Genomic DNA, 24,995 nt, shown 5'->3' with positions numbered 1-24,995 from the left:
AGAGAGTGTTTAGCCTAACAAGCTAAACACTTTTTTGTGTTTTTTTTCTATTTTTCTATTACAATAAAATTAATGACGAAAGAAATAGGTGATTCAATGGATTTTTCAATTACTCCTCTTGGTGATGCGGCACTAATGATTGAATTCCAAGCAACAATGTTAAGTGATAAAGCCTCTGAATTCGTTCACTCTGCATATCATTTACTCTCAAAGCACCCAGTACCAGGAATGATCGCTTTAGTTCCTGCTTATACAACCTTAACGCTTCATTATGAGCCTTCTTTCATAAAATCAGATTATCCATATCAGCACATGAAAATTATCGTTCAAGAATTACTGAGAAAAGGGATAAATACGGACACTAGACATGGAAATTGTTTTCTTATCCCAGTTTGCTATGAACTTCCTTTTTCATTAGATTTAACAGAGGTTGCGCAAGCTCATCACCTAACCGAAGAAGAAGTTATACATGTTCATACAAAGCAAATCTATCACGTTAGCTTTCTAGGCTTTTCACCAGGATTCCCTTTTTTAAGTGGTCTATCTCAATCAATCGCTACCCCAAGAAAAGAAAATCCAAGAACACTTGTGAAAGCTGGCTCTGTTGGTATTGCTGGTGAACAAACGGGAATTTACCCGACCGATAGTCCTGGTGGCTGGCAAATAATCGGTCAAACACCGATTCGTATTTATTTTCCTGAAAAGAAGGAGCCCACACTTTTTGCACCTGGCGATACGATTCGTTTTTACGCGATAACAGCAAAACAGTATTACCAACTGGAGGAATCTCATGAGTATAACTGTTCTTAAGCCTGGTCTCCTCACAACCATTCAAGACCTAGGTCGTACCGATTATCAAGCTATGGGAATTGGCACTTCTGGTGCCCTAGATCTTTACTCTCATCGGCTTGCAAATTGGCTTGTGGGAAATGAAGATAATGAAGCAACGATTGAAATCACTCTTATTGGCCCTACCCTACTATTCCAATGTTCAGCAGTCATTTCGATCTGTGGAGCAGATCTTTCTCCAACATTAAATGGGATAAAAATAGACAACGGAAGAACGCTCCAGGTTTTAAATGGAGATATTCTCTCATTTTCTTCCATTCGCAACGGTAGTCGGGCGTATCTGGCTGTAAGTGGAGGTATCCAAACTCCTTACAAATTCGGGAGTAGAAGTACTGATATTAGGTCACAAATTGGAGGCCACTATGGGAGGCCCTTACAAGCTAAAGATCGATTATTGATTCCATCAAGTTATCTATTACATCGTATCCAATGGAAGCTCTCACCTGAAATACATAACCATGTAACGGAAAATAGAAAAGTAAGATTTACCAAAGGAAAGCAATACGATCTCTTTACAAAAAGCAGCCATCAAGCATTTATCTCGTCAGAGTTTCAAATCAATAAAGATTCAAATCGAATGGGAATCCGACTACATGGCCCTCCCCTTCAATTGCAAACAAAACAGGAGCTTATTACTGAAGGAGTGACACATGGATCTATTCAAGTTCCTCCAAATGGACAACCCATCATCCTTCTATCAGATAGACAAACTACTGGAGGGTACCCGAAAATAGCACAAATCGCATCCGTAGACCTCCCCTATCTAGCACAAAAAAAACCAGGAGAAATGGTTTTTTTTGAAGAAGTCACCTTACAAGAATCTCAAAAATTATATGGTAAAATGAATCAACTTATGCGGGTGCAAAAGGCAATCATCAAAGAAGGATTAAAAGGAGTGATTCAATATGGAGGTTGATCTGAATTGTGATTTAGGCGAAAGCTTTGGTGTTTATAAGCTTGGAAATGACCAAGAAATGATGAAATATATCACTTCGGCTAACATCGCTTGCGGTTTTCATGCAGGCGACCCGATTACCATGAGAGATGCTGTTTTGATGGCCTTATCCAACGGAGTATCTATAGGAGCGCATCCTGGTTTAGCTGATTTGAGAGGGTTTGGCAGGAGAAATATACACATCTCTCCTAAGGAAGCCTATCACGATGTTATATATCAAATTGGTGCATTAGAAGCATTTGTCAAATCTGAGGGTGGATTATTACGACACGTAAAACCTCATGGAGCTTTATATAATTTATGTGCTGAAGATGAGGTACTCTCTGAGGCTGTTGCAGAAGCTGTTTACCGAGTAAATCCTAATTTATATTTATATGGGTTAAGCGGAAGTAAGTTAATTGAAGCAGGAAGGAAACTGGGTCTTAAAACCGTAAATGAGGTGTTTGCGGATCGAGCTTATATGGAAAACGGAACACTTGCTCCAAGACATATCGACGGTGCCGTCCTTAGCGACGAAAATACTTCTATCCACCAAGCACTTCAGTTAGTTCTTGAGAAGAGGGTAACAACCATTTCGGGTAGAGAAATTCCCTTACAGGCAGACTCTATTTGCTTACATGGCGATGGAAAAAACGCCGTTGAGATGGCAAAATTAATTTCTTCTACACTTAAGAACAAAGGAGTAATTTTAAAACCCTCCTAAAAACAAAGAAAGAAGCGCAATTTATCTCTGCGCTTCTTTTAATTTGATACTGATTCCTTCAGAGAAAGCATTTCTTCCTCCGTTTTTGCTATCATCAATAATTGTGTATCCAATCTTTTTGATATATTATCAAAGTTTTTTTGATAACTAGCCTGCAGTTTCAATAAAGTTTCCTCGATTGCTACGGTTACTTTTTCAAAGGGATGTTCCTCAATCTTCTGTAATAATTCCTTAATATCCCCTATATCAATTTGATTGACAGCTACACGATGCTCAATGCTATTCACTTTTTCAAGCGTTGCAAGTCTTGATTCAATAGAATCTAATTTTGAGTTTACATTTATATTGATCTCATTTAAGAGCCGCACTAATTGCGTCATCTCACTCATGTTCAAAACCCCTCAATGTTTTTTCTAATTGTATCATTTACAACATCAGAAAGGTGTTACAGAACTTCGTTTATTTCGTGTCAAAAAAACAAACATTTAAATATTTTTGATTGACTACAAACACCTATTTTAATGTTTTGGATATTTTCCAACAACGTGAATGGCTGAGATAATTTTTTTATTAATCCATTTTCGATTTTCAATTGTATTAAGTGTTTCATAAACCATTTTTCTACCTTCATCTGTTGTTACATAGTGGCTAGGAAGGCTGTTTAAACTAAGTGCGATGATATCATTTCGACATTTGTCACATTTACAAAATATTTGGTAATCAGGTCCAACCATACACATGGTGACTAAGGCGATTACTATTTCTTCCATAACATTAACGTAACTATTCATTCTTCCACTCCGCCTTATTAGATAAGAATTGCCAAATTTAATTTATTTCGATACTCTATAGATACTTATTGTAACAGGAGATTCCTATGATTCGTATGATTGGCATTACAAAAGATTTTACCATAAAAGAGATTAGTTTCCGTCAGTTTAATCCCAATGACTTAATTTGGTATTGGATTGATTTCGATCAACCAAGTGAGGAAGAAACGATTTATTTACAGGATCCTTTGCAATTTCACCCCCTCGCTATAGAAGATTGCATTAATAAACTTCAACGTCCTAAGCTAGACTATTATGATCAGCACACCTTTTACGTTACCCATCGATTAGGTGAAGGAAGTCTTGAAAAGGAAGAAATTAATTTTTTTGTTGAAAAGCAATTTATTGTCACCTACCACCATTTACAGTCACCAGAGATTGATCAAGTTTGGGAGCGTTTAATACATTCTCGTAAGATTAAAGACTGGAATCCATATTTAGTGTTCTACTACGTGCTTGATAAGATTGTTGACAATTATTTCCCGTTTTTATACGAAATTGAAGATACTTTAAATGACATAGAAGACAATTCGAACCATTTATCAATGGAAAAGCTGCTTGATCAATTGTTTGAAACGAGACATCATTTATTGAGCCTGCGACATACGATTATTCCCATGAGAGACCTTCTTTACCGTATGTTAAACTCTCACCGTCTTGAAACCATTCAAGGGAAAAAAGAGTATTTTGCAGATATATATGATCATTTGTTGAAACTATCTGAAATGATTGATGCAAACCGTGAAATAACTGCTGATATACGCGATAGTTATATTTCGTATAACTCCCACCAAACCAATCGAGTGATGAAGGTACTTACAGTGATTACAACCATTTTCATGCCACTTACCTTTATCGCAGGTATTTACGGAATGAATTTTGAACATATGCCAGAACTTCGGTGGGAGTATGGATACTTTCTTATCCTTCTCATTATGCTTATCATTGGGGGGGGTATGTATATTTGGTTTAAAAAGAAGGGTTGGTTTCGATAAAAATGAAGTAAAATCCCCAGCTGTGCTGGGGATTCATTTTAGATGATTCTTTTATCATTTAAATCGTATTTTTCTTTTAACCATAGGGGAGCTGTTTTGACTATTCTTTGTAGGATAAACGTTGTAAATAATAAATCATCTGTAAACCCAAAAATGGCAAAGATATCTGGTATCACATCTATTGGCAATAAGAGATAACCAATAATCAGAGCTACTGGCCATGTCTTATGTTTTAGTGATACGTCGCGTGCAAAATAAAACTCTTTTATGAAAGGTAAGAATCTCCAAAATTTAACGACAAATGTTACTCTTTTCCAAGCTTTTTTCATGCTCGATTCCCCTTCCTAAACCTTTTACTGGATATGGATTAGATCTTGATCCTCACTCTTAACCCCAGCATCAAATATCATCTTGGTTTTAAATCGATACTTGATAGTCGATGAGGATTTTTCAAGATTATCTGGCAAGGTGAATCGAAAATTCAACTGATTTTGTTCTTGTGATTCTATCATTTGTGTAGTGTAGATTGTTGAACTTTCAATGATCACTTCTTGATTTTCTTCTTCGTTTTTCATTACTAAATCACATTCAATTCTTTTTAACTGTTGCTCAATTGTTCCTCCTTGAATATGAAAATGTCCTGTGACACACTCCCCTGGCTGAAATTTTGTATGATCTAGCTTTAAATCAATCGTAGCTGATCCAATTCCTAATAATGACATATATTTTCTCAAAATCATGGTTTTCCAATCCCCTCAATATTTTTTAGTTACCCTTATCCTTATCCTATTATCAATAAAATAAAAATGGTCCTTACCTTGGAGGTAAAGACCATAAATAAAGACCTTTACCATATGGTAAAGGTCTTGCTAACAACAAGTAATGTGTGTTGCCAACAAAGCCGAGAGTTTCCTCTGAAGTGACGACTTTGCTGTAAAAGCTACTCCCCTTTAGGAGATAATATAAAATTTATATACTAATTTTATGTTAGTTACCTTAAATTTGTCAATCTTTTTATAATGGAATTTCTAAAACAATTTTTGTCCCTTTACCAGGAGAGGAATGAATATGAACTTCCCCTTTTACTGCTCGAGCACGTTCCTCCATACTAAATAGCCCTACTCCCCTGGTAACGTTTTTTGGATCAAATCCTTGACCATTATCCTCAATGATCACACGAACCTCTTGCTCGCTTTCTCGAATAATAATGGAAACTTGCTCAGCATTTGCATATTTTTGAATGTTAATTAACGCTTCCTGTAGAATACGATAAATCGTAATTTCCTTGTTTGAAGAAAGCCGCTGTTGTAAAAAGCAATCAAAATGAACATCAATCTGGTAATTCTCTGAAAAACGGGTTAAATATGAACGGATTGCAGGTAAAAGTCCAAGATCATCGAGAACAGACGGCCTTAATTCCTGGGATATTTTTCTAACTTCCTCTATTAGTTCAGTAGCTTCTTTTTGGAGCATATCGAGTAAGGGATGCTTTAGTTGGGATTGTAAAATATTAATTGAAATTAAATGACTATACAGATTTTGCCCGATACCATCATGAAGATTCCTTGAAAGCCTTTTTCTTTCGTCTTCTTGTATTTCAATAATTTTTGTCATCATACTTTGAAGCTCTTCTTCCACTTTTTTTCTTTCAGTAACCTCATGACGAATTGCCAAAAACTGATAAGGCTTTCCATTTGAATCCAAAAACGGAACAATAGTTGTATCTACCCAATAATATGTACCATCTTTTGCACGGTTTTTTATTTCACCATTCCATACTTGTCCAGATGATATCGTCATCCATAGGTCTTTGAAGAATGTCTTAGGATGGAAGCTCGAATTAATAATTCGATGATCCGATCCAATCAGTTCTTCTCTTGAGTACTTAGAGATCTGAGAGAACTTATCATTTACATACGTAATTCGACCTTTAGCATCTGTAATTGCTACAATAGACGAGGCATCTAGGGCAAATTTAAAATCCTTTAATTCTTGAACAGATTTTTGTAACTCTTCGGATAGTTCGTTAAGAGGATTAGGTGAGTGATGATTTACGTTGATGATCTTCGATTGATCCTTCAACTCTATAGCCTCCCTCTAGAATTTCTTTTACATTTTTTCTAATGATAAAAATTTTTTTATATCCGCTGCAGCTTTCTCAACAAACTTTTTTTCATCGTCACTGATGCTCGTTTCCGACCTAAACCCGACAAGCAACACGCCTTTAGGTATGCCATTAATGAGTATTGGTACAGCATACGCATAAAGAAGTTTTTCTGCTAACATAATGGGATACTCCAATGCTTTTCCTAGGATATTCTGAGGAAAATACTTAATCTCCATTGGTCTACCGGTAGATAAAACTCTACCCGCAATTCCTTTTCCATACCGTAGGGTGATTCTTTCATATTTATCATTGCTATTACCAGAAGCATATTTCCAGCCAATATTAGGTCCTTTGCTCTCTTGGAAGGCTAGACCGACAAAGTCACATTCAATCGTTCCTTGAAGCTGTTCGCAAGCCTGTTTCATGTATGTCTGATTGTACAAGTTATCCATAACCATTGAATACATCCTTTACATGCCATAGCCGAGCAAGCCTTTTTTAAGTGCAAATGCAACTAGCTCAGGTCTAGTTTTCATTTGAAGCTTTTCCATAAGATTTCCCTTATGTGTTTCTACTGTTTTAACAGAGATGACCAGCTTTTCAGCAATTTCTTTATTGGCATAACCCTTTGCAATTAAAGTTAAGACTTCTCTTTCTCTATCAGATAGAAGACTAAAAGTATCTTGATTTCCTTGTTTTACACTGTCAATATACTCTTCCATCAACCTTTTTGTGGCAGATGGGTGAAGGTAAGCATCACCTTTTGCAACCATTTTTATGGCGCCTAACAATTCATCATGTGGTGCACTTTTCAAAATACATCCTGAAGCACCCGCTTGAATCGCCCGAAATAAATACTCTTCATCATCATGCATCGTTAAAATAAGGATTTGTACATTTGGCATCAACTTTTTCAGCTCTGATGTAGCTGATAACCCATCCTTGCCGTGTGGCATGCTTAAGTCCATTACGACGACATTTGGTTTTAATTCCTGGGCTAACTGAATACCTTCGTTCCCTTCTGACGCCTCTCCAACTACTTCCATCTCTGGATGGTTACTTAATAACATTTTTAATCCCATTCTAACGACAGCATGATCATCACATAAAATAATTTTAATCAAGGTAAGCCCCCCCCATGACTTCTAAAAAGGAACATCATCCTTATATCCTTTTATTATAGCGGTAAAAGAACATCAATTGTAGTCCCTTTCCCTATTTCAGAAGTGATCAAGCATTGACCCCCAATTAAATTCATACGCTCTTTCATAGCAGCCAACCCACTAGATCGTTGCATTTCATTCTCTACGGTAAATCCTTTACCATTGTCATTAATTGTCATGGTTAAGTTGTTATCAACAAATAAAAAATCTAGCTGTATAAAATGAGTGTCTGCATATTTAGCTACATTCCCTAACGCCTCTTGACACACTCGAAAAAGGGTTATTTTTTGCGTTTCTGTTAAATTCGGTTCCTGTCCCTCAATATCGAGATCGACTAATATACCGTATGTCGATGTAAACATCCGTAAATAGCTTTTCATAGCTGGTACTAATCCAAGTGTTGTTAACGTAGGAGGATGAAGTTCTACTGACAAAAGCCGAATTTCCTGAATCGTCTTTTCAAGTAATTGACTCATTTCATTCACATATGATTTCATATTTGAACTGTTTATCGTCTGTTCAATAAATTGGAGTCCACTATACAGACTATAGAGCGTTTGCCCAACACCTTCATGAAGCTCAAGTGCGATACGTTTAATTTCTTCTTCTTGTGATTGAATAATGTATGAGCTAATTTGATTTTTAGTCGGTGAATTTTTCATAAGGAACCTCCTCCTAACCTATAAATATAGATAGACACATACCCCATCATTCTTTAAAAACAAATGATGGGGTATATGCCTTGGTTTTTATGCTACATTTTTTGAAGGTGATGTGCTTACAGTAGAACGTTGATAGTAGAACCAGTTTAATACGATGGAAATAACATAAAACGCGATAAAGAAATAAAAGGCATTTACTGGTGTTCCAAATTGATTAACTGACCAACCGAAAAGCTTTGGTATAAAGAATGAACCGTATGCTGCAAATGCAGCAGTGAATCCAAGAACTGGAGCTGCTTCTTTTACAGGGAAGATATCTGGAATCATCTGGAATGTGGAACCAGAACCTAAACCTGCAGCGATAAAAAGAACTAAGAACGATGCAAGGAATCCTGTAAACATTTTGTCATTTGTAAAGTAGATAACTCCTGAAGCACCAATTGCCATTACTACAAGAACCCAAGCAGTGACAAGAGCACCACCTAATTTATCGGAAATCCAGCCACCAACAGGTCTTGCTGCAGCTGCTAAAAATGCTCCTAAAAAGGCTAAACCAACATGTTCTGGAAATTGAGATTTTAGTAGCAAAGGAAATGCTGCTGAATACCCAATAAAGGATCCGAAAGTAGCAACATATAAAACAGTCATAATCCAAGTATGTTTACGCTTAACGATAATAAATTGATCCTTCACCGATTGAGTTGCTGTAGGAATATTATCCATCCCAAACCAAGCAGCAATCGTTAATATTGCAATCGGAATGACCCAAATGAAAGCTGCATTTTGAATCCAAACACTTTCACCTGTTGGTAATGTCTGACTTCCACCAACTAAAGCAAATGTACCAGATGCAATAATGAGAGGTGTCACGAATTGAACAACCGATACACCCATATTTCCTAGTCCACCATTTATACCAAGTGCTGTTCCTTTTTCTTTTTTCGGAAAATAGAAACTCATATTAGCTGAAGAAGAGGAGAAGTTACCTCCACCAAGTCCACATAAAGCAGCAAGGATAAGCATTGTGGTATATGGTGTATCAGGATTTTGGACAGCAAATCCAATCCCAACTGCAGGAATAGCTAAGATAGCGGTTGAAAATACGGTCCAATTTCTTCCTCCAAACTTACCAACTGCGAATGTGTACACAAATCTAAGAGTTGCACCAACAAGTCCTGGCATTGCAGCAAGAGTAAACAGCTGTTCAGGGGTAAAATTAAATCCTACATCGTTTAAGCGCACTGCTACAACCGACCAGATTTGCCATACAACGAATGCCATCATTAAAGATGGAACGGAGATTAATAAGTTTCTTTTGGCGTGTCTTTTCCCTTCTTTTTTCCAAAATTGTTCATCTTCCGGATTCCAATGAGTGATTCTTCCTTTACTCATGTTTATCAAACCTTTCTTATCACATAATATAGTTTACTAGCTTCATCAAACGCTACCCATTCCTTTTCACTTTCAGTTACTTGAGAAGACCTAGGAATAGCAAAGAAATTTCTGTCGTCAAAATAGATTCTCACATGTGTTTCCTCAGGACATAATCCCACTTTTACTAATGATTTTTTTATAAACGGTGCTGCCTGTTCATCTCCAGAATAGTCCTGAATAGAAAGCTCAACCGTTTGATTAACATAGATTTTTAGATCCTTAAGATTAATGCCCTGCACAGCTGCTCCCACATCCTTTCCCATTAGGATAAACAAACATCTTATACCCTTGTAGATAAGACCAGAAATCATCTTGTGCGTGTGTCTCAATATGCTCAATAACTTCTTCTTCTGACTGAAACCGAGTCATTCCTTTAATCTCTGCAACAACTACATCTGCACCTTCAGTCACTTTTTCATCCAGATACCAATTCACACGCATTCCTTTAAACAAATCCGATAACAACTGATCAATGAGATTAGAGAAATCTCCAACATGCTCTCTTACAAAACAGAAGTCTAAGTAGGTTTCAGAATTCATGGTCAATCACGCCTTCTTTTGATCTTGTTTGTAAATTAGAATTGCTACAGGGAATAGGACTAGATTTAAGACACAATAAATCATTGCCGTTACATAGTTTTCAAAATAATACTGGTGCACCATTTTCTGTGTAAATACGATATTTAACATAAGAATGACTAACAGGGCAGCAAAATTGAAATTACACTTCATAACGTTTCACCTTCACTGCATATACTGCGTCTTTCTCTACTATTACTTCAATTTCAGGTAATGGCCTACGAGGAGGTCCGGCTGTTGGTGCGCCTGTTTCAACATCAAATTTTCCATGATGGCAAGGACAAAGCATCTCCCCTTTTTCCTTCTCCCAAAATACTGGACAGCGTAGATGCGTACAAGCATTTTGATAAGCAACATATTTTGTTTCGGTTAAGCGGATTAAAATGGCATCGTCATGTTCACCAGGGAACTTAAAATCAACGGAGTGGCCCACAGGGATACTTTTTATATCAACAATCTTTTTATGGGGATACTCCTTGTTTCCTAGTCCCATTAATTCCTTGGCTGCAACTCCACCCCAAGGGAGAGATGAGACGGCGAATACACCTGCTGCCCCTACCAATGTCTTCATAAATCCTCTGCGGTCTAGCTTTCTCTCATTGTTCCGATTGATATTGTGCGTGTAATTATCTTCATTAAAGGGGATCTTATTATTTTTATGTGTCATGATAATCCCTCCTAAAATAACTTTGTTACTCCCTGTAAAATACCAGGGAGATTCACTCGTACATTTGTTTCACCTTCAAGATATGGCATGCTTGTTACCCATTTACCATTATCTAAATTGAACTGCTTTTGCTTTGCTTCAATCTCATCATCTGTTAACCACTGCAATGTATTTGATGGACAAACACTTGCACACATAGGAGGTATTCCATCCTTTGTCCGGTCAATACACAAATCACATTTATACATAAGATTTTGTTCTGTATCAAATTTAGGAATTCCATACGGACAAGCAATTGTACAGTTTTGACAACCAATACATTTTTCTACCAATGCAGACAATACCGCTCCTGTTTCATGAATTTGGATCGCCTGAGCAGGACAGCTTCTTGCACATGCCGGATTTACACAGTGAAGGCACATGAGAGGCATCGTCTGACGGTTTACAAGAGGATTCACATCATATACATAATTTCTGTTTTTCTCTTCATGTCCCCCGCACTGCGTACACGCAGCCAGACAAGAGCGGCAGCCGATACAGTTTTCTAATTCTAGATAGAGCCTCTTCTTCATTTATTGCACCTTCTTTATTTCTAGTTTTTCAATTTGCGCGGCACATGCCTTGAATTCTGGCATTCTTGACATCGGGTCAAGTGCTGCAATAGTTAGAAGATTGATAGATTGATCGTGACCAAAGTGATATGGTACGAACACTGTATCTTTTCGAATCGCTTCGGTTATTTTTACTTTATAATCAGCTGTTCCACGACGAGTAAATAGTCGGACCACTTCTTCATGCTGAATGTCATATTTTGTGGCCGTGTCCGGATGCACCTCAACATAAGGTTCTGGACACATATCACGTAAAAATTGAATTCGTCTCGTTTGATTACCTGATAGGTAATGGTACACTACACGCCCAGTTGTTAAACGTAATGGATATTCTTCACATGGCTCTTCTGCTGGTGGTCGGTATGGAAGTGCACAAATCTTGGCTTTTCCATCTGGATGATAAAACTTTTTGTCTAAGAACATATGTGGTGTTCCCTTATCATCCTCATCTTTACAAGGCCAAAACACACCATCTTGTTTCTCGATCTTATCCCATGTGGCTCCATAATAATCTGCGTAACCACCTTTAGAGGCTAAGCGGAATTCGTCTCCAATATCCTTTGCTGTTTTCAAATGGCTAAAATATTGGCCTCTTCCAAGTCTTTCAGCAAGCTCCACTTGAATTTCCCAGTCTGGTTTAGATTCGCCAACAGGTTCTTGGGCTTTATTAATTTTAATAATACGACCTTCAAGATTGGTGACAGTTCCCTCATCCTCAGACCAAGTGGTTGTTGGAAGAATAACATCGGCAAATTCTGCTGATTCAGAAAGATAAAAATCGGCAACAACCATAAAATCGAGATTTTTTAAGGCGTTTCGTACATAATTAAGATTAGGGGCACTAACTGCAGGGTTTGAACAAAGTAGATAAAGACCTCTAATCGTTTTATCTGTCATCAATTCAAACATCTCGTAAGCAGACACCCCTGCTTGCGGCATCTCTTCCGGCTTAATTCCCCATACTTTACTTACTTCTCGAACATGTTCTGGATTTGCAATTTTACGATAACCAGGAAGCGCATCAGCCTTTTGCCCGTGCTCACGTCCTCCTTGCCCATTTCCTTGACCAGTAAAAGTAGCTACACCTGATTTTGGACGACCAATCTTTCCCGTTACGAGAGCTAAATTGGTATATGCGGAAACATTGTCAACACCCTTATGCTGTTGCTCAATTCCACGAGCAAACATCACTACAGCATTTGGAGCTTTTCCATATATCTCAGCTGCTCTAATAATCTTTTCTGGAGCAACACCTGTAAGTTCACTTGTATATTCTGGAGTAAACTGTTTCACTAATTCCTTCGTCTCTTCAAATCCATTTGTGTGATTGTTCACAAATTGTTCATCAATATGACCCATTTCGATTAATTGATGAAGAATTCCATTTGCAAGGGCCAGGTCAGTACCTGGACGAAGATCCAAATGAAGATCCGCTCTTCTTGCAATTGGTGTTTCACGCGGGTCAACCACAATGATGTATCCTCCTCTTTCTTGGACATTCCAGATACGGAACATGGAGGTTGGATGGCATTCAGCTGTATTACTTCCAGCTATAAGCAAGCAATCTGTTTCATGTATATCTGTCCAAGGAATCGTTGATCCTCTATCGACCCCAAGAGATCTCATAAATCCACCAGCTGCACTTGCCATACAGAAGCGGCCATTATAGTCAATATATCTTGTGCCTAATGCAACACGAGCAAACTTTCCAGTTAAATAGCATTTTTCGTTTGTCATTGAAACGCCACTGAAAACGGAAAGACTATCTTTTCCATAATCATTCTGTAACGCCTGAAATTTCTTAACGATGAGATCATAAGCTTCTTCCCAGCTTGCCTCACGAAACCCTTCTTTAGTTCCTTTTAACGCTTGATTATCACGGATCAGTGGGCGTAAAATACGATCATCATGATTTGTTTGCTGGTAAGCTGTTACACCTTTCGGGCACATTTTCCCTACAGTTACAGGCCATTCATAACGAGGCTCTACGCCAATAATTTTGTTTGTTTTTGTATCTACACGTAGATTCATTCCACATTGCATCCCACAATAACTACAGTGAGTTTTCACTAGTTTCTCGTTCGGATGATGTAAGTTCTTGACTTCTTTAAAAAATTTATCCCTTTGCATTCTGGTTTGCCTCCTTAACTTTCACTTCATGTGTAGGGAAGCCAGAGAACTGAGCAATACGGTACTTTCTCCGACATGGAAGACATAATTCTGCAAGATGAAAGTCTTCCTTTTTAAATTCCATATGGTTCACACCTAGTACATGGACGACATCATTTGATTGTTCTGTTGATACAAACCCCTCACCACAAACCTTACAATGTTTCATCGACTGCTCAGCATAATGCTCGCGGTAGTTTCTAGCAAAAATACTTACTGGGCGGAAAGGAATATGTGCTAATTTTCCAAATGGTAAATATATTAAAGTAACAATAACGGAATATTGATGAATTAATGACATGACCGAATGTCCCCATCCGTGTAAAAACATATTGATTAACGTCAATGCAATTCCTGTGATACTAACAAATAGTAGTAAATATAAAGGCAAGAAGTCATAAACAACTGTTTGTTCTGCACGTGCTTGCATGTTTTTCAAGCGTCTGTAAATAATCATGCAAACACCTGTGATTACCATAACGGCAGATATATTTAAAGCGTTATAGAAAAGATATCCTAAAGCTCCGTCTGCTTTAATTGTCATGATGTCAATTCCCATTCCAACGACCGTATAATATCCATTCTCTTCCATCGTAAAGTACATCCACCCAAACACTAATGGGAAGGTTACGAATGCAGCGATTACACAACCCCAACCCATTAAAATGTGTTGAGTCCAACGATAGATCCCACGATTCCATATAAAACGATAGGTGACTAGGTGCTCCGTAGTTGTCTTAGGGGTTGACTTTCGAAACAAAAGTTTTAATCCTTTTTTTATGAAAATTTTTGTTGGTGGTCGTTCTCCCCAAGCAATAAATCGGTAAAAGAATCCTCCTAAAAAAACAATTGTTCCAACCATGTATCCATATAAATTTAAGTCGATATGAGTAAACATTCTCGTTCCGATAAATGATAATATGGCTAGTCCGCATACACTTAAAAACATTGATTTGGCAAACTTAGAAGCAAACGCACGATCGATTGAATGTGTTGCTTTTTTATTTGCTGAAAGTTCTCCTTGCATTTTTTAGCTCCTCCTTGAAAAATCACCATTTAAGTTACTCTTATTTTATGTCTTGATCTCATTTCAACGTATCGGGGGATTTCCTTACCCACCTCGGAAAATTCCCTTAGAGGGCTATTTTTCGGTATTCACAGGGAATTCCGAGCTTTACAAACGTTGATATATCAACGTTTTTTGATTTGTGGCGATTTTGTAACAGTTGATGTCATTATCCTTTTCGACAAAAAAAAACCACTTTTCTGAAGTAGAAAAGTGGTTTATCCCCTATTTAACTCGATATCAATCATGAGATCTAATCTTTCTAAACTCTTTCTTGCCCTTTCATTAGAAATGGTTCGATAATGATGCAATCCCCCTTCTTCCTCATCCATTTCGTCCGCCTTTTTTACGATTTCTTGTAATGGAGTTCTAACGATCGTATTGGTTGGTAGAAAGGAATCGGTATGAAATAAAATGGCATGAGAAATGACTTTTGCTGACGCGGGGTTTTCACCGAGTCTAATTAATAATTTGTGAGCTCGTTCAGCTCCTTTTATAGGATGAATATCATATTTTTTATACATTTCATAATCCCACTTCCCATTTTTATACCAGGTGAAGTGTCCAATATCATGCAGCAACCCAGCTTTCGCTGCTAAATCTACAGGTACTGAGTGTTTCTTTGCTAAGTGAAAGGAATGATAAGCGACAGCAATCGCATGGGAAATGCCTGATCTAGTCAAATATTTTTGTGCAATGTGATGGTCAAAAATTGCTTTTAATTCAACGTCACGCAATTGTTGCCCCCTCCTTTTTACTCAGGTAAATTGCCAACATAAATGATATAGGCCAAAAAAACGATAATAAATGCAGCAAGGCCTACGGTAACAACACTTCTTATCGCCCCTTTCCAATTCGTAACTCCTGAAAAACCAATGATGCCAACGAAAAATACGATCATTGTGAAATAATAAATCATTTTTAACGGATGAATTCCAACCCACTCGATTACGTAAGAAGTAAGTATATTAGTAGAGAGAATAAATACGAGTCCACAAGAAAGTAATACCATGAAAAATGACCACGTATTCAGTATCTTTCCCATATTTTTCTCCTCCTTATTCTTTTCTTACTATCAAATATATACAGGAAGAGAAGGAGTTATTTCATATTGTCTTAATATTCCGTATATTATTCAACAAACTTTGCTGTAATCCTTCTTATTCAGAAATATCTTTTCACAATTTGCTCATAAAAGTAAAAAAAACTGCCAACTTAAGTATCAAGCAAGCAGTTTTTGAGAAATCCGTTCATTTATATCAATACCTTTTAAACTGGCTTACGAATCTTTTACTTAACAGCCTAGGCATTGGTGGTAATGCAACGACCGATACCTTTCCATTAGGCACTTCCGTGACTCCTTTTTCATGAACCGCATAAAAACCGCTTTCCACCAACGTTTCTAGCTCGTTTTCACTGCCTCTTAATATCATTTTTTTCATGCCTGATTGGTACCATTCTACATAGTATTCAAAGTAATCAGGAAACCTAGCTTGCTTGGAGCTGACCATATTTATGGTGGATATAGTAGCAGCATGGGCAATTTGTGAGGCTAGTTTCCCAGGAGACAGCTTTAATTCCTCGTTTACAACGTAAAATTGCACGACCTCATTATTCACCGATTCCCCTCCCTTACAGCAACAAATTCAACTTTTTCTTCTATGTATACTCATAAAAATTCATTCTATGCGAAAACCGTTGCTAACTCTACCACCAAACTTGTCCATTATAAGAAAAGCACTCCTTTTTAGAAGTGCTGCAGGTTCATCCTTGATGAACAAATGCATCAAATCCTTCTCTTTCTACCCTACTTGCTAACTCTTCAGCTCTACGTCTATCTGCAAATGCTCCTATTTGTACTTTGAATAATCCATCCTCTTGGTACACATAGGTCTCGAATCCTTTCGCAACTACTCTTTCTGCTAGCCCTTCAGCATTTACTCTTGTTCGGAATGCTCCTATTTGGACATGATAAACTCCTTGTCCAGGCGATGGAGCAGGCATCGATTTTCTTCTTAAATTAAACGCCCTAGCCACCCCGTTCGTATACCCTCTTGCCAAGCTAGTAATAAAAGCTGGACTTCTTAACTTCTCGGAGTCTGCAGTGTTATCAATAAATCCGTTTTCTGTAAGGACCGCATCCATATTGGTTTCCCTTAGGTCATGAAAATCGGCTTGTTTTTGTCCTCTATTAGAGAAGTTTACCGCTTTAAGCACTTCCTCGTGAATGGCTTGACGATAGGTTGTTGTAGGGGCTCCTACATTAGGGTAAACGTAACTCTCAAATCCAGTTCCCCCACCTGCATTTACGTGAATTGAGAGGTAGAAGTCAGCTCCCCAGTTATTTGCAGCATTTGTTCGAGAAGTTAAACTCACGGTTTGGTCCCCTGTTCGACTCATTTGAACTTCCACTTTTTCGTATTCATTGATTAGAAAATTACGAATGGAAGAAGCTAAACTGAGCGTTATATTTTTTTCTTGAAGACCATTACCAATTGCACCTGGATCTGTTCCACCATGACCAGGATCCAAAAATATTTTCACCATAATATTTTTCACCTCCTTACTACTTATATATGAAAGAACTGCAAAATTAGACATTTTTTTTACCCAATCATTGTCGTAATTTCGATTACCGAATAAATCTGATATTTATTTATAATTAAAAGTATTTTCCTTTACAGTTATTTTTTCATTTCATATATTAGAATAGAGCAGTATTTTATACATGCGAAAGAAGAATACTTTATACATAGAAGTAGAAAATATCTTAAAAGGATGATCTTGTTTTGACCATTGAGCTTATAATATTGATCGTATTAATTTTATTAAATGCCTTTTTTGCAGCTTCAGAAATTGCACTCATTTCCTTAAATGATAATAAAATTAAAGTCATGGCTGATGATGGTCATAAGAAGGCTAAGATGCTTCACCAGCTATTAAGTGAACCCAGTCGTTTTTTAGCAACGATACAAATTGGCATCACATTAGCTGGGTTTTTAGCGAGTGCGTTTGCTGCTGAGAACTTTGCTAGCGACTTCACACAACTGCTACTTGCTTTAGGGGTACCATTATCTGAAAGAATGCTTGGTACCGTCTCGGTTTTTGTAATTACGATCATTTTGTCCTACTTTACTCTCGTATTTGGAGAATTAGTTCCAAAACGTTTGGCAATGAAAAAAGCAGAAGCCATCTCGATGATAGCAGTCATTCCGCTTACCACCTTGTCAAAGATTTCTGCACCTTTTGTTAAATTGCTCACTGGATCCACAAATATTGTTGTTCGTCTTTTTGGCGTAGACCCACATGCGGAGGATGAGGATGCCACAGAAGAAGAAATCAAACTAATGCTCGATATCGGTAAGGAAAGAGGAACCATTCAAGAGGCGGAAAGCGTAATGATAAACAATATTTTTGCCTTTGATAATACGTATGTTACTGATATAATGACTCACCGTACGAATATTGCTGGTATTCCAGCTGATGCAACCATAAAAGATGTAGTACACATTGTAAATGAAGAAAAGTATACTAGGTTCCCTGTATACGAAGAAGATATGGATACAATTATTGGCATCTTCCATGTAAAAGACCTAATTGAATTTATGGAACATGAAGATAACCGTCCTTTTGAAATGAAAAAAATTATTCGCCCTCCATTTTACGTGATTGGTTCGATGCGGACGGATGATGTATTTAAAGAGCTACAAAAGAATAAAACCCATATGGCCATTGTACTAGATGAGTATGGGGGAACTGACGGAATTGTCACCATTGAGGACCTACTTGAGGAAATTGTGGGTAATATTTTTGATGAATATGATGAGCATGAAGAAGAAGAAATTGAAATCGTTAAAGTAAATGATGAGGAATATACCATCTTAGGAACGACTAGTTTAGATGATGTGGAAGAAGTATTAAAACTGGATTTACCTTTAGATCAATATGAAACATTGAGTGGTTTTTTCATTGGCGAATTAGGAAGATTTCCTGAGCAAAATGAGCAACCCTCTATTGCATTTAATGGTGTACAGTTTACTGCAACTCAGTTGGATGAACTTAGAGTATCTAAAATTCAAGTGAAAATTCTAAAGGAAGTAGAAAATGCCAAGTAGAGACGTTCATGTAACGTCTTTTTTTATTTGTTTTCACATCCTTAGACAAAAATATCAATTGACAACTAGGCTGAATTTCTAGGATAATGCAACTAATGTGCATAAAAACGCAAATTTCGACATCAGGAGGATAATCAATGGAATGGATTCAAACAATTGTCGGACAAGCAAATAATATCTTATGGTCATATATTTTAATTGGCTTGTTATTAGGCTTGGGCATTTATTTCACCATAAGAATGCGCTTTGTCCAGATCGTAAAAATCGGGGAAATGTTTCGCGTATTAAAAGATAAAAATACAAATGTATCGGGTGGAAAAGGGGTTACCTCCCTTCAAGCATTTTTTATAGGTGCTGCTACAAGAATTGGGACAGGAAATATTGCTGGGGTGGCAATGGCTATAGCTGTGGGCGGTCCCGGTGCTGTTTTTTGGATGTGGATGGTTGCCATCTTAGGTGGCGCAAGCGCATTTGTTGAAAGTACTTTAGCACAAATCTATAAAGTAAAAGATGGAGACGGATTTAAAGGCGGACCAGCTTATTATATGAGAAAACAACTTGGTTCAGTTGGACTTAGTAAAGTGTTTGCCTTTGGGATCATATTTTCTTTTGGATTAACATTTATTGCTGTCCAAAGTAATGTTATTGCTGCATCATTTAACAGTTCATTTGGTTTTAACGGATCCCTTGTAGGCATCGTATTAGCCATTTTAACGGCTGTAATTATATTTGGTGGTGTACAACGAGTCGCAAAGTTTTCTTCTGTTATCGTACCAATTATGGCATTCTTTTATATTATTTTAGCCGTATATATTATCATTACGAATATTCAGGAGTTACCAGGCGTTTTAGCACTTATTATTAAAAATGCATTTGGCATTGACCAAGCAATTGGTGGTGGTATGGGTGCTGCGATTATGATGGGTGTAAAAAGAGGGTTATTCTCAAATGAAGCGGGTATGGGTAGTGCGCCAAATGCTGCTGCAACTGCAGTTGTGTCTCACCCTGCAAAGCAAGGGTTTGTTCAAGCATTAGGTGTGTTCTTTGATACGCTTGTAGTTTGTACGGCTACAGCATTTATTATTTTACTGTCTGATTCCTATACCACAGGTCTTCAAGGTATTGAACTGACACAAGCTTCTTTAGGTGAGCATTTTGGAAGCTGGGCAAGTCTCTTCTTAACCTTTGCCATTTTTATGTTTGCATTTTCTTCAATTATTGGGAACTACTACTATGGTGAAGCAAATATAGAATTTGTTCATAAAAGTAAAGCGAGCTTAATTATCTTCCGAATTTTAGCAGTTGGAATGGTCATTTTCGGTGCTGTTGCAAGCTTACAAATTGTTTGGGATTTGGCTGACCTAGCAATGGCTATTATGTCCTTTACAAACCTTATTGCCATCGGTTTACTTGGTAATATTGCATTTAAAGCACTTGATAATTACCTTGAACAACGTAAGCAAGGTCTTGACCCAGTGTTTTTTGAAGATAGTATCCCTGGGTTAAAAGGGGTAGAGAGCTGGCCTAAACAAAAGCAAGAAACAACTGAAAAAGCTTAATCGAAAGGACTGGGAATTCCCAGTCCTTTTCATTTCTTAATCCTCGCATAAGGAAATCATGAACTTGGAATAATACTCATGGTACCTAAGTGGAAGGATGATACGATTGAAATTAACTGGACTTTTAACTATTCTCATGCTTATACAACAACCAGCCAATCACGATGTACTTACATTGATTGATAATGATCAACCCATTATGACTGTAGATCGCGAGGAACTAGTTTTTCCTCTTCCCAATACTCCTCTTATGGACTTGCATCATCTTGACATCTTAACTGCTGAACTTTCTCAACAAGTGTACAGAGAGCCCCAAAATGCTTTTCTTGATGAACATGGAAATTTACAGCCCGAGCAACTGGGATATCAACTCGATAAGAGAGCATTTCATACCCTATATCACTCCTATTTTTATAGTAAAGGGGCTAAAACGCTTAAAGTACCTAAAAAACCGATTTTTCCAGAGGTAGATAGTGAGTTATTGTCAAGAATTCGACAACAAGCAATTGGTTATTATGTCACTTATTTCAATAGCTACAATACCTCAAGAACAAACAATATACGAAAATCGTCCGAAGCCATAAATAACTACGTGCTATTTCCAGGTCAAACCTTTTCATTCAATGAGGTGGTTGGTCAACGGACAAAAGAACGTGGATATATGCCAGCTCCCATTATTGTCCGAGGTGAACTTTCTGAGGGAGTTGGGGGTGGTATTTGCCAAGTGTCTTCTACACTCTTTAATGCGGTGGATCGCGCAGGTTTAAAAATCGTGAAACGATATTCTCACTCCAAGCGTGTTCCTTATGTTCCTCCAGGCCGCGACGCAACAGTAAGCTGGTATGGACCTGACTTTGTTTTTGTGAATAACTATAATCACCCTATCTTAATACGTTCAAAAGTCAGAGGAGGTTCCGTGTCCATTTTATTGTTTACTTCAGACGATGTGAATGTGGAACATAATCAAGTTCCAAGCATGTATCAATAAAAAAGAGGCTGTCCAGTGGGAGAATCCCACACCGGGCAGTCTCTTTTAATATAGATGAAAATACTTCGACCGAATGGAATCCGACAACAGCTCAGATACAGGGACGACCTTAATATGCTTTTGCTTGAGTTCAGGCATGGACTCAGTAACACCTAACGAGCATACCTTACCGGATGTTCCCACATGTCCAATCGCAACAGCGGTACCCCTGCTCTCCGCAATTCTTGCAAGAATAAGCATTTGTTTTTTCACCTGATTCACAGAACAGATATCATCTAAAAACACATCTCGCTTAATAAAAGGTACATTTAATTCCTCAGTGATTTCCTCAAATTTTGATTTTGGACTTGTTGCACTATCTACTATATATAGCTGCTTTTCCTTTGCCACTTCAACAATTACTCTGACAATTTCCTCATTTTCAACGACTAGAGAGCCCATATGATTATTTAATCCCATTGCATGAGGAACACTATCGATAGCATCAATAACTCTTTTTCTTACTTCTTCCCTTGATAAGTCATTCGTTATTGGCTTCGGTCCTAACCAAGAAGCCTTTCCCTTTTTAGGCTGCATAGGCAAATGTACCATAATCTCTAAGCCATTTTCATATGCCCATTCTGCATGCTTTTTAGAAAGTTCACTAAAAGGCATAATAGCCGCCGTTATTTGCACATCACCTTCTAGAAAATCTTTTACCCCTCCCACACCACCGCCAAAATCGTCAATAATAATAGCTGCCTTTTTCATTTCTTGGCCATGCCCATGCTGAGGGAATAGTGTAAAAATGACCAAAAAAATGATAAATGAAGTTTTTTTCATAAAATCCTCCATTTGAAAATTTGTTATTGGAATAGTTTCTCTCATTGAGGAAAAACCATACTAAAAAACTCGCCCATACATTGGGCGAGTTTGCGATTACGATATTTTTTTCATGGTTTCTGAAGAGGATACCCTTTTGTGGAGAAGGAATCTTGGTGAGCTAGATACTAACAGGAATAAAATAACCGAACAATAAATGGCTGCCCCAATCATTGTCCCACCGTTCACGCCTAGTGAAAACAAGAATGGAGACATCCCTTCCGGTGCATATTCTCCCCAGAATAAAAATCCCGCGATAAAATGCCAAAAATAACGAGCCGCACTTCCAACGAATGTGGCAACTATGATCCATTGAAGGGCTTTCTTCTTATTTTCAGTTAGTGCGGCCTGAATTTTTTTCATAAAGAAACCTGCAAATCCAATAAACGCAAAGGCAAGAAAATACTCAATGAATCCCTGTAACGGAGTTAGAATATAAGCATCACCCATAGCAATTTGTAATAGTCCCCATAAAAAGCCAGAAGCGGTAGCAGCAATGAATCCCCATCTAAAAGCAATAATTAAAATCGGTACCATCGCAAACGAAATAGAAATATTAGGCGATAGCTTGATCGAGGGTAGAAGGTCAAGAATTAGTGCAAAAGCTGCAAAAAAAGACGCTTCGATCATCATAATTAGTCGTTTGTTTCCCATAAAAAAATCTCCCCTTTTTTTGAAACCTCAAGGAGAGCGTAGATAGACATCATTGCACGAATAATTCAGTCAGTCCACATCCCTGCGCTAGAATTATCTAACAGGTTCAAAGGGTCAGAACAAACGTTCACTCTCAGCATAACGCTCCCCTTGTGGTTTCTTCGTATGTAGTTTATAATATCGAACTCATTATATCATATAAAATAAAATAGAACAGCACCTAGTTGAGACTAGGATGCTGTTCTATTTTATATCTTAAATCGGCGCACTAGCTGTTGTAAGGTTTCTGCCATTCCTGATAGGTCTTGAGCACTTGCGGTTACTTCTTGGAGAGTAGCAACGTTTTCTTCGGTTCCGGCTGCTACTTCTCTAGTTGTTACAACGCTTTCCTCTGCGATTCCTTTGACCTCGTCAATTGCTCGCACGACATTAGTACTATGCATACTTAGTAGCTCGATGGCACATGAAACGTCTGAAACCTTTTCAATTACATCTCCCATTGACTCTCCAATAAGAGCAAACGCTTTCTTTGCATCTTGACTATATTCGAATCCTTCTGATACTTTGTGAGATTGTTCTTCCATTGCAGAAACAGCTAGGTCCGTTTCAGATTGAATATAAGAAATCATCTTTGTAATTTGATCAGCTGATTTTTTTGATTCCTCTGCGAGCTTTCTTACTTCGTCTGCAACTACAGCAAATCCCTTGCCATGTTCGCCTGCTCTCGCTGCTTCGATTGCTGCATTTAACGCTAGTAAATTCGTCTGATCTGCTACGGTGGTAATCATATTTAAAATAGAAGTAATTTCATTGGAGCGTCTTCCTAACTGACGAATAATTTCTGAAGCATTCAAAACTCCATCATTAATAAGATTCATTTGGTTAACTACTTTTTCAATAGATAATGCTCCTTGATCAGTAACTTGAAACGTATTATCTGCTGTAACGAGCATTTTCTCACTACTTTTTGTAATTAAACTGATATTACTAGACATCTCTTCAATTAATGCGTGAATTTGGGTTAAATGTTGCAGTTGCAGATCCATACCTTCAGAGTTTTGTTCAACAATATGAGAAATTTGTTCACTTGCTTGAGTACTGCCCTGTGCACTTGTACTTAGCTGTTCACTACTAGCTGCAACTTGTGCTGATGAATCTCTTACTTGAACAACTACTTCTCTTAATCCAGAAACCATTAAGTTGACAGATTGTATCATTGCCCCTATTTCATCTTTATTCTTCACTTGTATTTCTTCGATAGAAAGGTCTCCGCTCGCAACCTTCTCAATAGCCTTAGATGCATGAACAATTGGTTTTGCAATCTGTAGACTAATAATCGTCGCTAATGCTAATGCGACAAGAATCGCGGCTACACTAATAACAATCATTATTGTAACAATTCTATCTATCTTATTAGTGGTCAAGCTACTTGCATGGTCTAAATGTTTTTCTTGAATAGATAGAAGTTCACTAACTTTTGCATTAAATTGCATACCTAACGTTTGTGCAGTTGATTTTGCAAGAATTAAATAACCTAATTCATCATTGTCTTTTTTCATTTGTATTTGGTCTTGAGCAAACTTCGAATCATTTTTTGACATTTCCTCAAGAGCCATTAACGTATTTAATAACTCCTTATCAGTGATTGTTGTTTTTAATTTCTTCATAGAGTTATCAAAGTTCTTTACTGCCTCATCGTATTCTGTAAGATAATCAGCTTCTCCGGTGAGTAGGAAGCTCCGAACGGCTGCTGATTTTCTAATCATTTGCTCTTGTAAGTTCTTCACTTCTAGCTTTTGACCCACTTCATCTTTTAAGAAGGATTGATACGTATTGTTTACTGAATAAAGTTGAATAATCCCAGCACTTGCTACAACTACTAACATAACTAAAACAATAACAAAACTACCTATAATTTTTTTTCGAACAGTAATATTCATGATTGCTCCCCCATTTATAGGTTGTACTTTATACCTATATTAACAATAGTTCTTTTGATATGGAAGCGTTTTATTTTAAATGAAAAGA

The 24,995-nt window shown here is 37.4% G+C and carries 30 protein-coding genes and 1 riboswitch; of the genes, 7 read left to right on the top strand and 23 right to left on the bottom strand.

Features of this window, described 5'->3' with window-relative positions; all coding sequences use genetic code 11:
* Positions 1-96: 96 nt before the first annotated feature.
* From pxpB to M3175_RS12430, 3 genes are read left to right on the top strand one after another with little or no spacing between them, the layout of a single operon-like run.
* A complete protein-coding gene (gene pxpB, locus M3175_RS12440; RefSeq protein WP_251519423.1) occupies positions 97-810 on the top strand; it encodes a 5-oxoprolinase subunit PxpB in 714 nt (237 codons plus the stop codon).
* Positions 791-1,765 carry a 5-oxoprolinase subunit C family protein gene (locus M3175_RS12435; RefSeq protein WP_251519421.1) on the top strand — a complete coding sequence of 325 codons (975 nt, stop codon included), beginning with the start codon at positions 791-793 and terminating at the stop codon, positions 1,763-1,765. The genes pxpB and M3175_RS12435 overlap by 20 nt, the downstream gene beginning before the upstream one ends.
* Complete coding sequence (locus M3175_RS12430; protein ID WP_251519419.1) at positions 1,755-2,507, top strand: LamB/YcsF family protein; 753 nt, start codon at positions 1,755-1,757, stop codon at positions 2,505-2,507. Before M3175_RS12435 ends, M3175_RS12430 begins: the two co-directional genes overlap by 11 nt.
* Positions 2,508-2,545: 38 nt before the next feature.
* On the opposite strand, the gene M3175_RS12425 is transcribed toward M3175_RS12430, so the two are convergent.
* Positions 2,546-2,896, bottom strand: a complete 351-nt coding sequence (locus M3175_RS12425) for a hypothetical protein (RefSeq protein ID WP_251519417.1) — start codon at positions 2,894-2,896, stop codon at positions 2,546-2,548.
* Between the two features lie 129 nt (positions 2,897-3,025).
* On the bottom strand, positions 3,026-3,277 hold the full coding sequence (locus tag M3175_RS12420) for a late competence development ComFB family protein (RefSeq protein WP_251519415.1): 252 nt from the start codon (positions 3,275-3,277) through the stop codon (positions 3,026-3,028).
* Positions 3,278-3,384: 107 nt separating this feature from the next.
* On the opposite strand from M3175_RS12420, the gene corA reads away from it, so the two are divergent.
* Complete coding sequence (corA, locus tag M3175_RS12415; protein WP_251519413.1) at positions 3,385-4,332, top strand: magnesium/cobalt transporter CorA; 948 nt, start codon at positions 3,385-3,387, stop codon at positions 4,330-4,332.
* 38 nt (positions 4,333-4,370) lie between these two features.
* Here the strand turns inward: corA and M3175_RS12410 are convergent, their stop codons facing one another.
* The 18 genes from M3175_RS12410 to M3175_RS12325 all read right to left on the bottom strand — a co-directional run bounded on the left by M3175_RS12410 (position 4,371) and on the right by M3175_RS12325 (position 17,337).
* Positions 4,371-4,661: a YkvA family protein gene (locus M3175_RS12410; protein ID WP_251519411.1), complete on the bottom strand. Its 291-nt coding sequence runs from the start codon at positions 4,659-4,661 to the stop codon at positions 4,371-4,373.
* Between the two features lie 24 nt (positions 4,662-4,685).
* Positions 4,686-5,072, bottom strand: a complete 387-nt coding sequence (locus tag M3175_RS12405; RefSeq protein WP_251519409.1) for a sporulation protein — start codon at positions 5,070-5,072, stop codon at positions 4,686-4,688.
* A gap of 274 nt (positions 5,073-5,346) precedes the next feature.
* Positions 5,347-6,414 carry a PAS domain-containing sensor histidine kinase gene (locus tag M3175_RS12400; RefSeq protein WP_251519407.1) on the bottom strand — a complete coding sequence of 356 codons (1,068 nt, stop codon included), beginning with the start codon at positions 6,412-6,414 and terminating at the stop codon, positions 5,347-5,349.
* A 27-nt stretch (positions 6,415-6,441) separates the two neighbouring features.
* Positions 6,442-6,864 carry a GAF domain-containing protein gene (locus M3175_RS12395; RefSeq protein WP_251519405.1) on the bottom strand — a complete coding sequence of 141 codons (423 nt, stop codon included), beginning with the start codon at positions 6,862-6,864 and terminating at the stop codon, positions 6,442-6,444.
* Positions 6,865-6,909: 45 nt separating this feature from the next.
* On the bottom strand, positions 6,910-7,563 hold the full coding sequence (locus tag M3175_RS12390; protein ID WP_285852269.1) for a response regulator: 654 nt from the start codon (positions 7,561-7,563) through the stop codon (positions 6,910-6,912).
* Between the two features lie 53 nt (positions 7,564-7,616).
* Positions 7,617-8,264: a sensor histidine kinase gene (locus M3175_RS12385; protein WP_251519403.1), complete on the bottom strand. Its 648-nt coding sequence runs from the start codon at positions 8,262-8,264 to the stop codon at positions 7,617-7,619.
* Positions 8,265-8,351: 87 nt separating this feature from the next.
* Positions 8,352-9,656, bottom strand: coding sequence for a NarK family nitrate/nitrite MFS transporter (locus tag M3175_RS12380; RefSeq protein ID WP_251519401.1), 1,305 nt, complete (start codon positions 9,654-9,656; stop codon positions 8,352-8,354).
* A gap of 5 nt (positions 9,657-9,661) precedes the next feature.
* Positions 9,662-9,937 (bottom strand): hypothetical protein, encoded by a 276-nt coding sequence (locus M3175_RS12375; protein ID WP_251519391.1) that lies wholly within the window; start codon positions 9,935-9,937, stop codon positions 9,662-9,664.
* Entirely contained in the window at positions 9,924-10,238 is a 315-nt protein-coding gene (locus tag M3175_RS12370) for a hypothetical protein (RefSeq protein ID WP_251519389.1), read from the bottom strand. Before M3175_RS12370 ends, M3175_RS12375 begins: the two co-directional genes overlap by 14 nt.
* Before the next feature lie 6 nt (positions 10,239-10,244).
* Positions 10,245-10,430: a hypothetical protein gene (locus M3175_RS12365; RefSeq protein ID WP_251519382.1), complete on the bottom strand. Its 186-nt coding sequence runs from the start codon at positions 10,428-10,430 to the stop codon at positions 10,245-10,247.
* Positions 10,420-10,944, bottom strand: coding sequence for a QcrA and Rieske domain-containing protein (locus tag M3175_RS12360; RefSeq protein WP_251519380.1), 525 nt, complete (start codon positions 10,942-10,944; stop codon positions 10,420-10,422). The genes M3175_RS12365 and M3175_RS12360 overlap by 11 nt, the downstream gene beginning before the upstream one ends.
* Positions 10,945-10,955: 11 nt before the next feature.
* A complete protein-coding gene (locus tag M3175_RS12355; RefSeq protein WP_066048124.1) occupies positions 10,956-11,516 on the bottom strand; it encodes a 4Fe-4S dicluster domain-containing protein in 561 nt (186 codons plus the stop codon).
* Positions 11,517-13,685, bottom strand: a complete 2,169-nt coding sequence (locus M3175_RS12350) for a molybdopterin oxidoreductase family protein (RefSeq protein ID WP_251519378.1) — start codon at positions 13,683-13,685, stop codon at positions 11,517-11,519. It abuts the gene before it with no gap.
* A complete protein-coding gene (locus M3175_RS12345; protein WP_251519376.1) occupies positions 13,672-14,751 on the bottom strand; it encodes a hypothetical protein in 1,080 nt (359 codons plus the stop codon). The genes M3175_RS12350 and M3175_RS12345 overlap by 14 nt, the downstream gene beginning before the upstream one ends.
* Before the next feature lie 257 nt (positions 14,752-15,008).
* The gene (locus M3175_RS12340; RefSeq protein WP_251519371.1) at positions 15,009-15,527 is read right to left on the bottom strand and encodes an HD domain-containing protein; all 519 of its coding nucleotides are present in this window, start codon (positions 15,525-15,527) and stop codon (positions 15,009-15,011) included.
* Between the two features lie 17 nt (positions 15,528-15,544).
* Positions 15,545-15,835, bottom strand: a complete 291-nt coding sequence (locus M3175_RS12335; RefSeq protein WP_251519370.1) for a hypothetical protein — start codon at positions 15,833-15,835, stop codon at positions 15,545-15,547.
* A gap of 214 nt (positions 15,836-16,049) precedes the next feature.
* On the bottom strand, positions 16,050-16,409 hold the full coding sequence (locus M3175_RS12330; protein WP_251519369.1) for an aminoacyl-tRNA hydrolase: 360 nt from the start codon (positions 16,407-16,409) through the stop codon (positions 16,050-16,052).
* A 145-nt stretch (positions 16,410-16,554) separates the two neighbouring features.
* Positions 16,555-17,337, bottom strand: a complete 783-nt coding sequence (locus M3175_RS12325) for an N-acetylmuramoyl-L-alanine amidase (protein ID WP_251519368.1) — start codon at positions 17,335-17,337, stop codon at positions 16,555-16,557.
* Between the two features lie 242 nt (positions 17,338-17,579).
* Here M3175_RS12325 and M3175_RS12320 point away from each other — a divergent pair, with 242 nt between their 5' ends.
* The 3 genes from M3175_RS12320 (at position 17,580) to M3175_RS12310 (ending at position 21,452) form a co-directional block, all read left to right on the top strand.
* A complete protein-coding gene (locus tag M3175_RS12320) occupies positions 17,580-18,905 on the top strand; it encodes a hemolysin family protein (protein WP_251519367.1) in 1,326 nt (441 codons plus the stop codon).
* Positions 18,906-19,042: 137 nt separating this feature from the next.
* The gene (locus M3175_RS12315; protein WP_251519366.1) at positions 19,043-20,464 is read left to right on the top strand and encodes an alanine/glycine:cation symporter family protein; all 1,422 of its coding nucleotides are present in this window, start codon (positions 19,043-19,045) and stop codon (positions 20,462-20,464) included.
* Positions 20,465-20,561: 97 nt separating this feature from the next.
* On the top strand, positions 20,562-21,452 hold the full coding sequence (locus M3175_RS12310; protein ID WP_251519365.1) for a VanW family protein: 891 nt from the start codon (positions 20,562-20,564) through the stop codon (positions 21,450-21,452).
* Positions 21,453-21,497: 45 nt separating this feature from the next.
* On the opposite strand, the gene M3175_RS12305 is transcribed toward M3175_RS12310, so the two are convergent.
* The 3 genes from M3175_RS12305 to M3175_RS12295 all read right to left on the bottom strand — a co-directional run bounded on the left by M3175_RS12305 (position 21,498) and on the right by M3175_RS12295 (position 24,907).
* Positions 21,498-22,274 carry a divergent polysaccharide deacetylase family protein gene (locus tag M3175_RS12305; RefSeq protein ID WP_251519364.1) on the bottom strand — a complete coding sequence of 259 codons (777 nt, stop codon included), beginning with the start codon at positions 22,272-22,274 and terminating at the stop codon, positions 21,498-21,500.
* Positions 22,275-22,370: 96 nt separating this feature from the next.
* Positions 22,371-22,967, bottom strand: a complete 597-nt coding sequence (thiT, locus tag M3175_RS12300; protein WP_251519363.1) for an energy-coupled thiamine transporter ThiT — start codon at positions 22,965-22,967, stop codon at positions 22,371-22,373.
* Between the two features lie 62 nt (positions 22,968-23,029).
* A riboswitch (TPP riboswitch) is annotated at positions 23,030-23,128 on the bottom strand.
* Positions 23,129-23,215: 87 nt separating this feature from the next.
* On the bottom strand, positions 23,216-24,907 hold the full coding sequence (locus M3175_RS12295) for a methyl-accepting chemotaxis protein (RefSeq protein ID WP_251519362.1): 1,692 nt from the start codon (positions 24,905-24,907) through the stop codon (positions 23,216-23,218).
* Between the last annotated feature and the right edge of the window lie 88 nt (positions 24,908-24,995).

It is taken from the genome of Robertmurraya korlensis, from assembly GCF_023715225.1.
GTDB lineage: Bacteria > Bacillota > Bacilli > Bacillales > Cytobacillaceae > Robertmurraya_A.
This window is presented reverse-complemented; position numbering and strand designations above follow the sequence as displayed.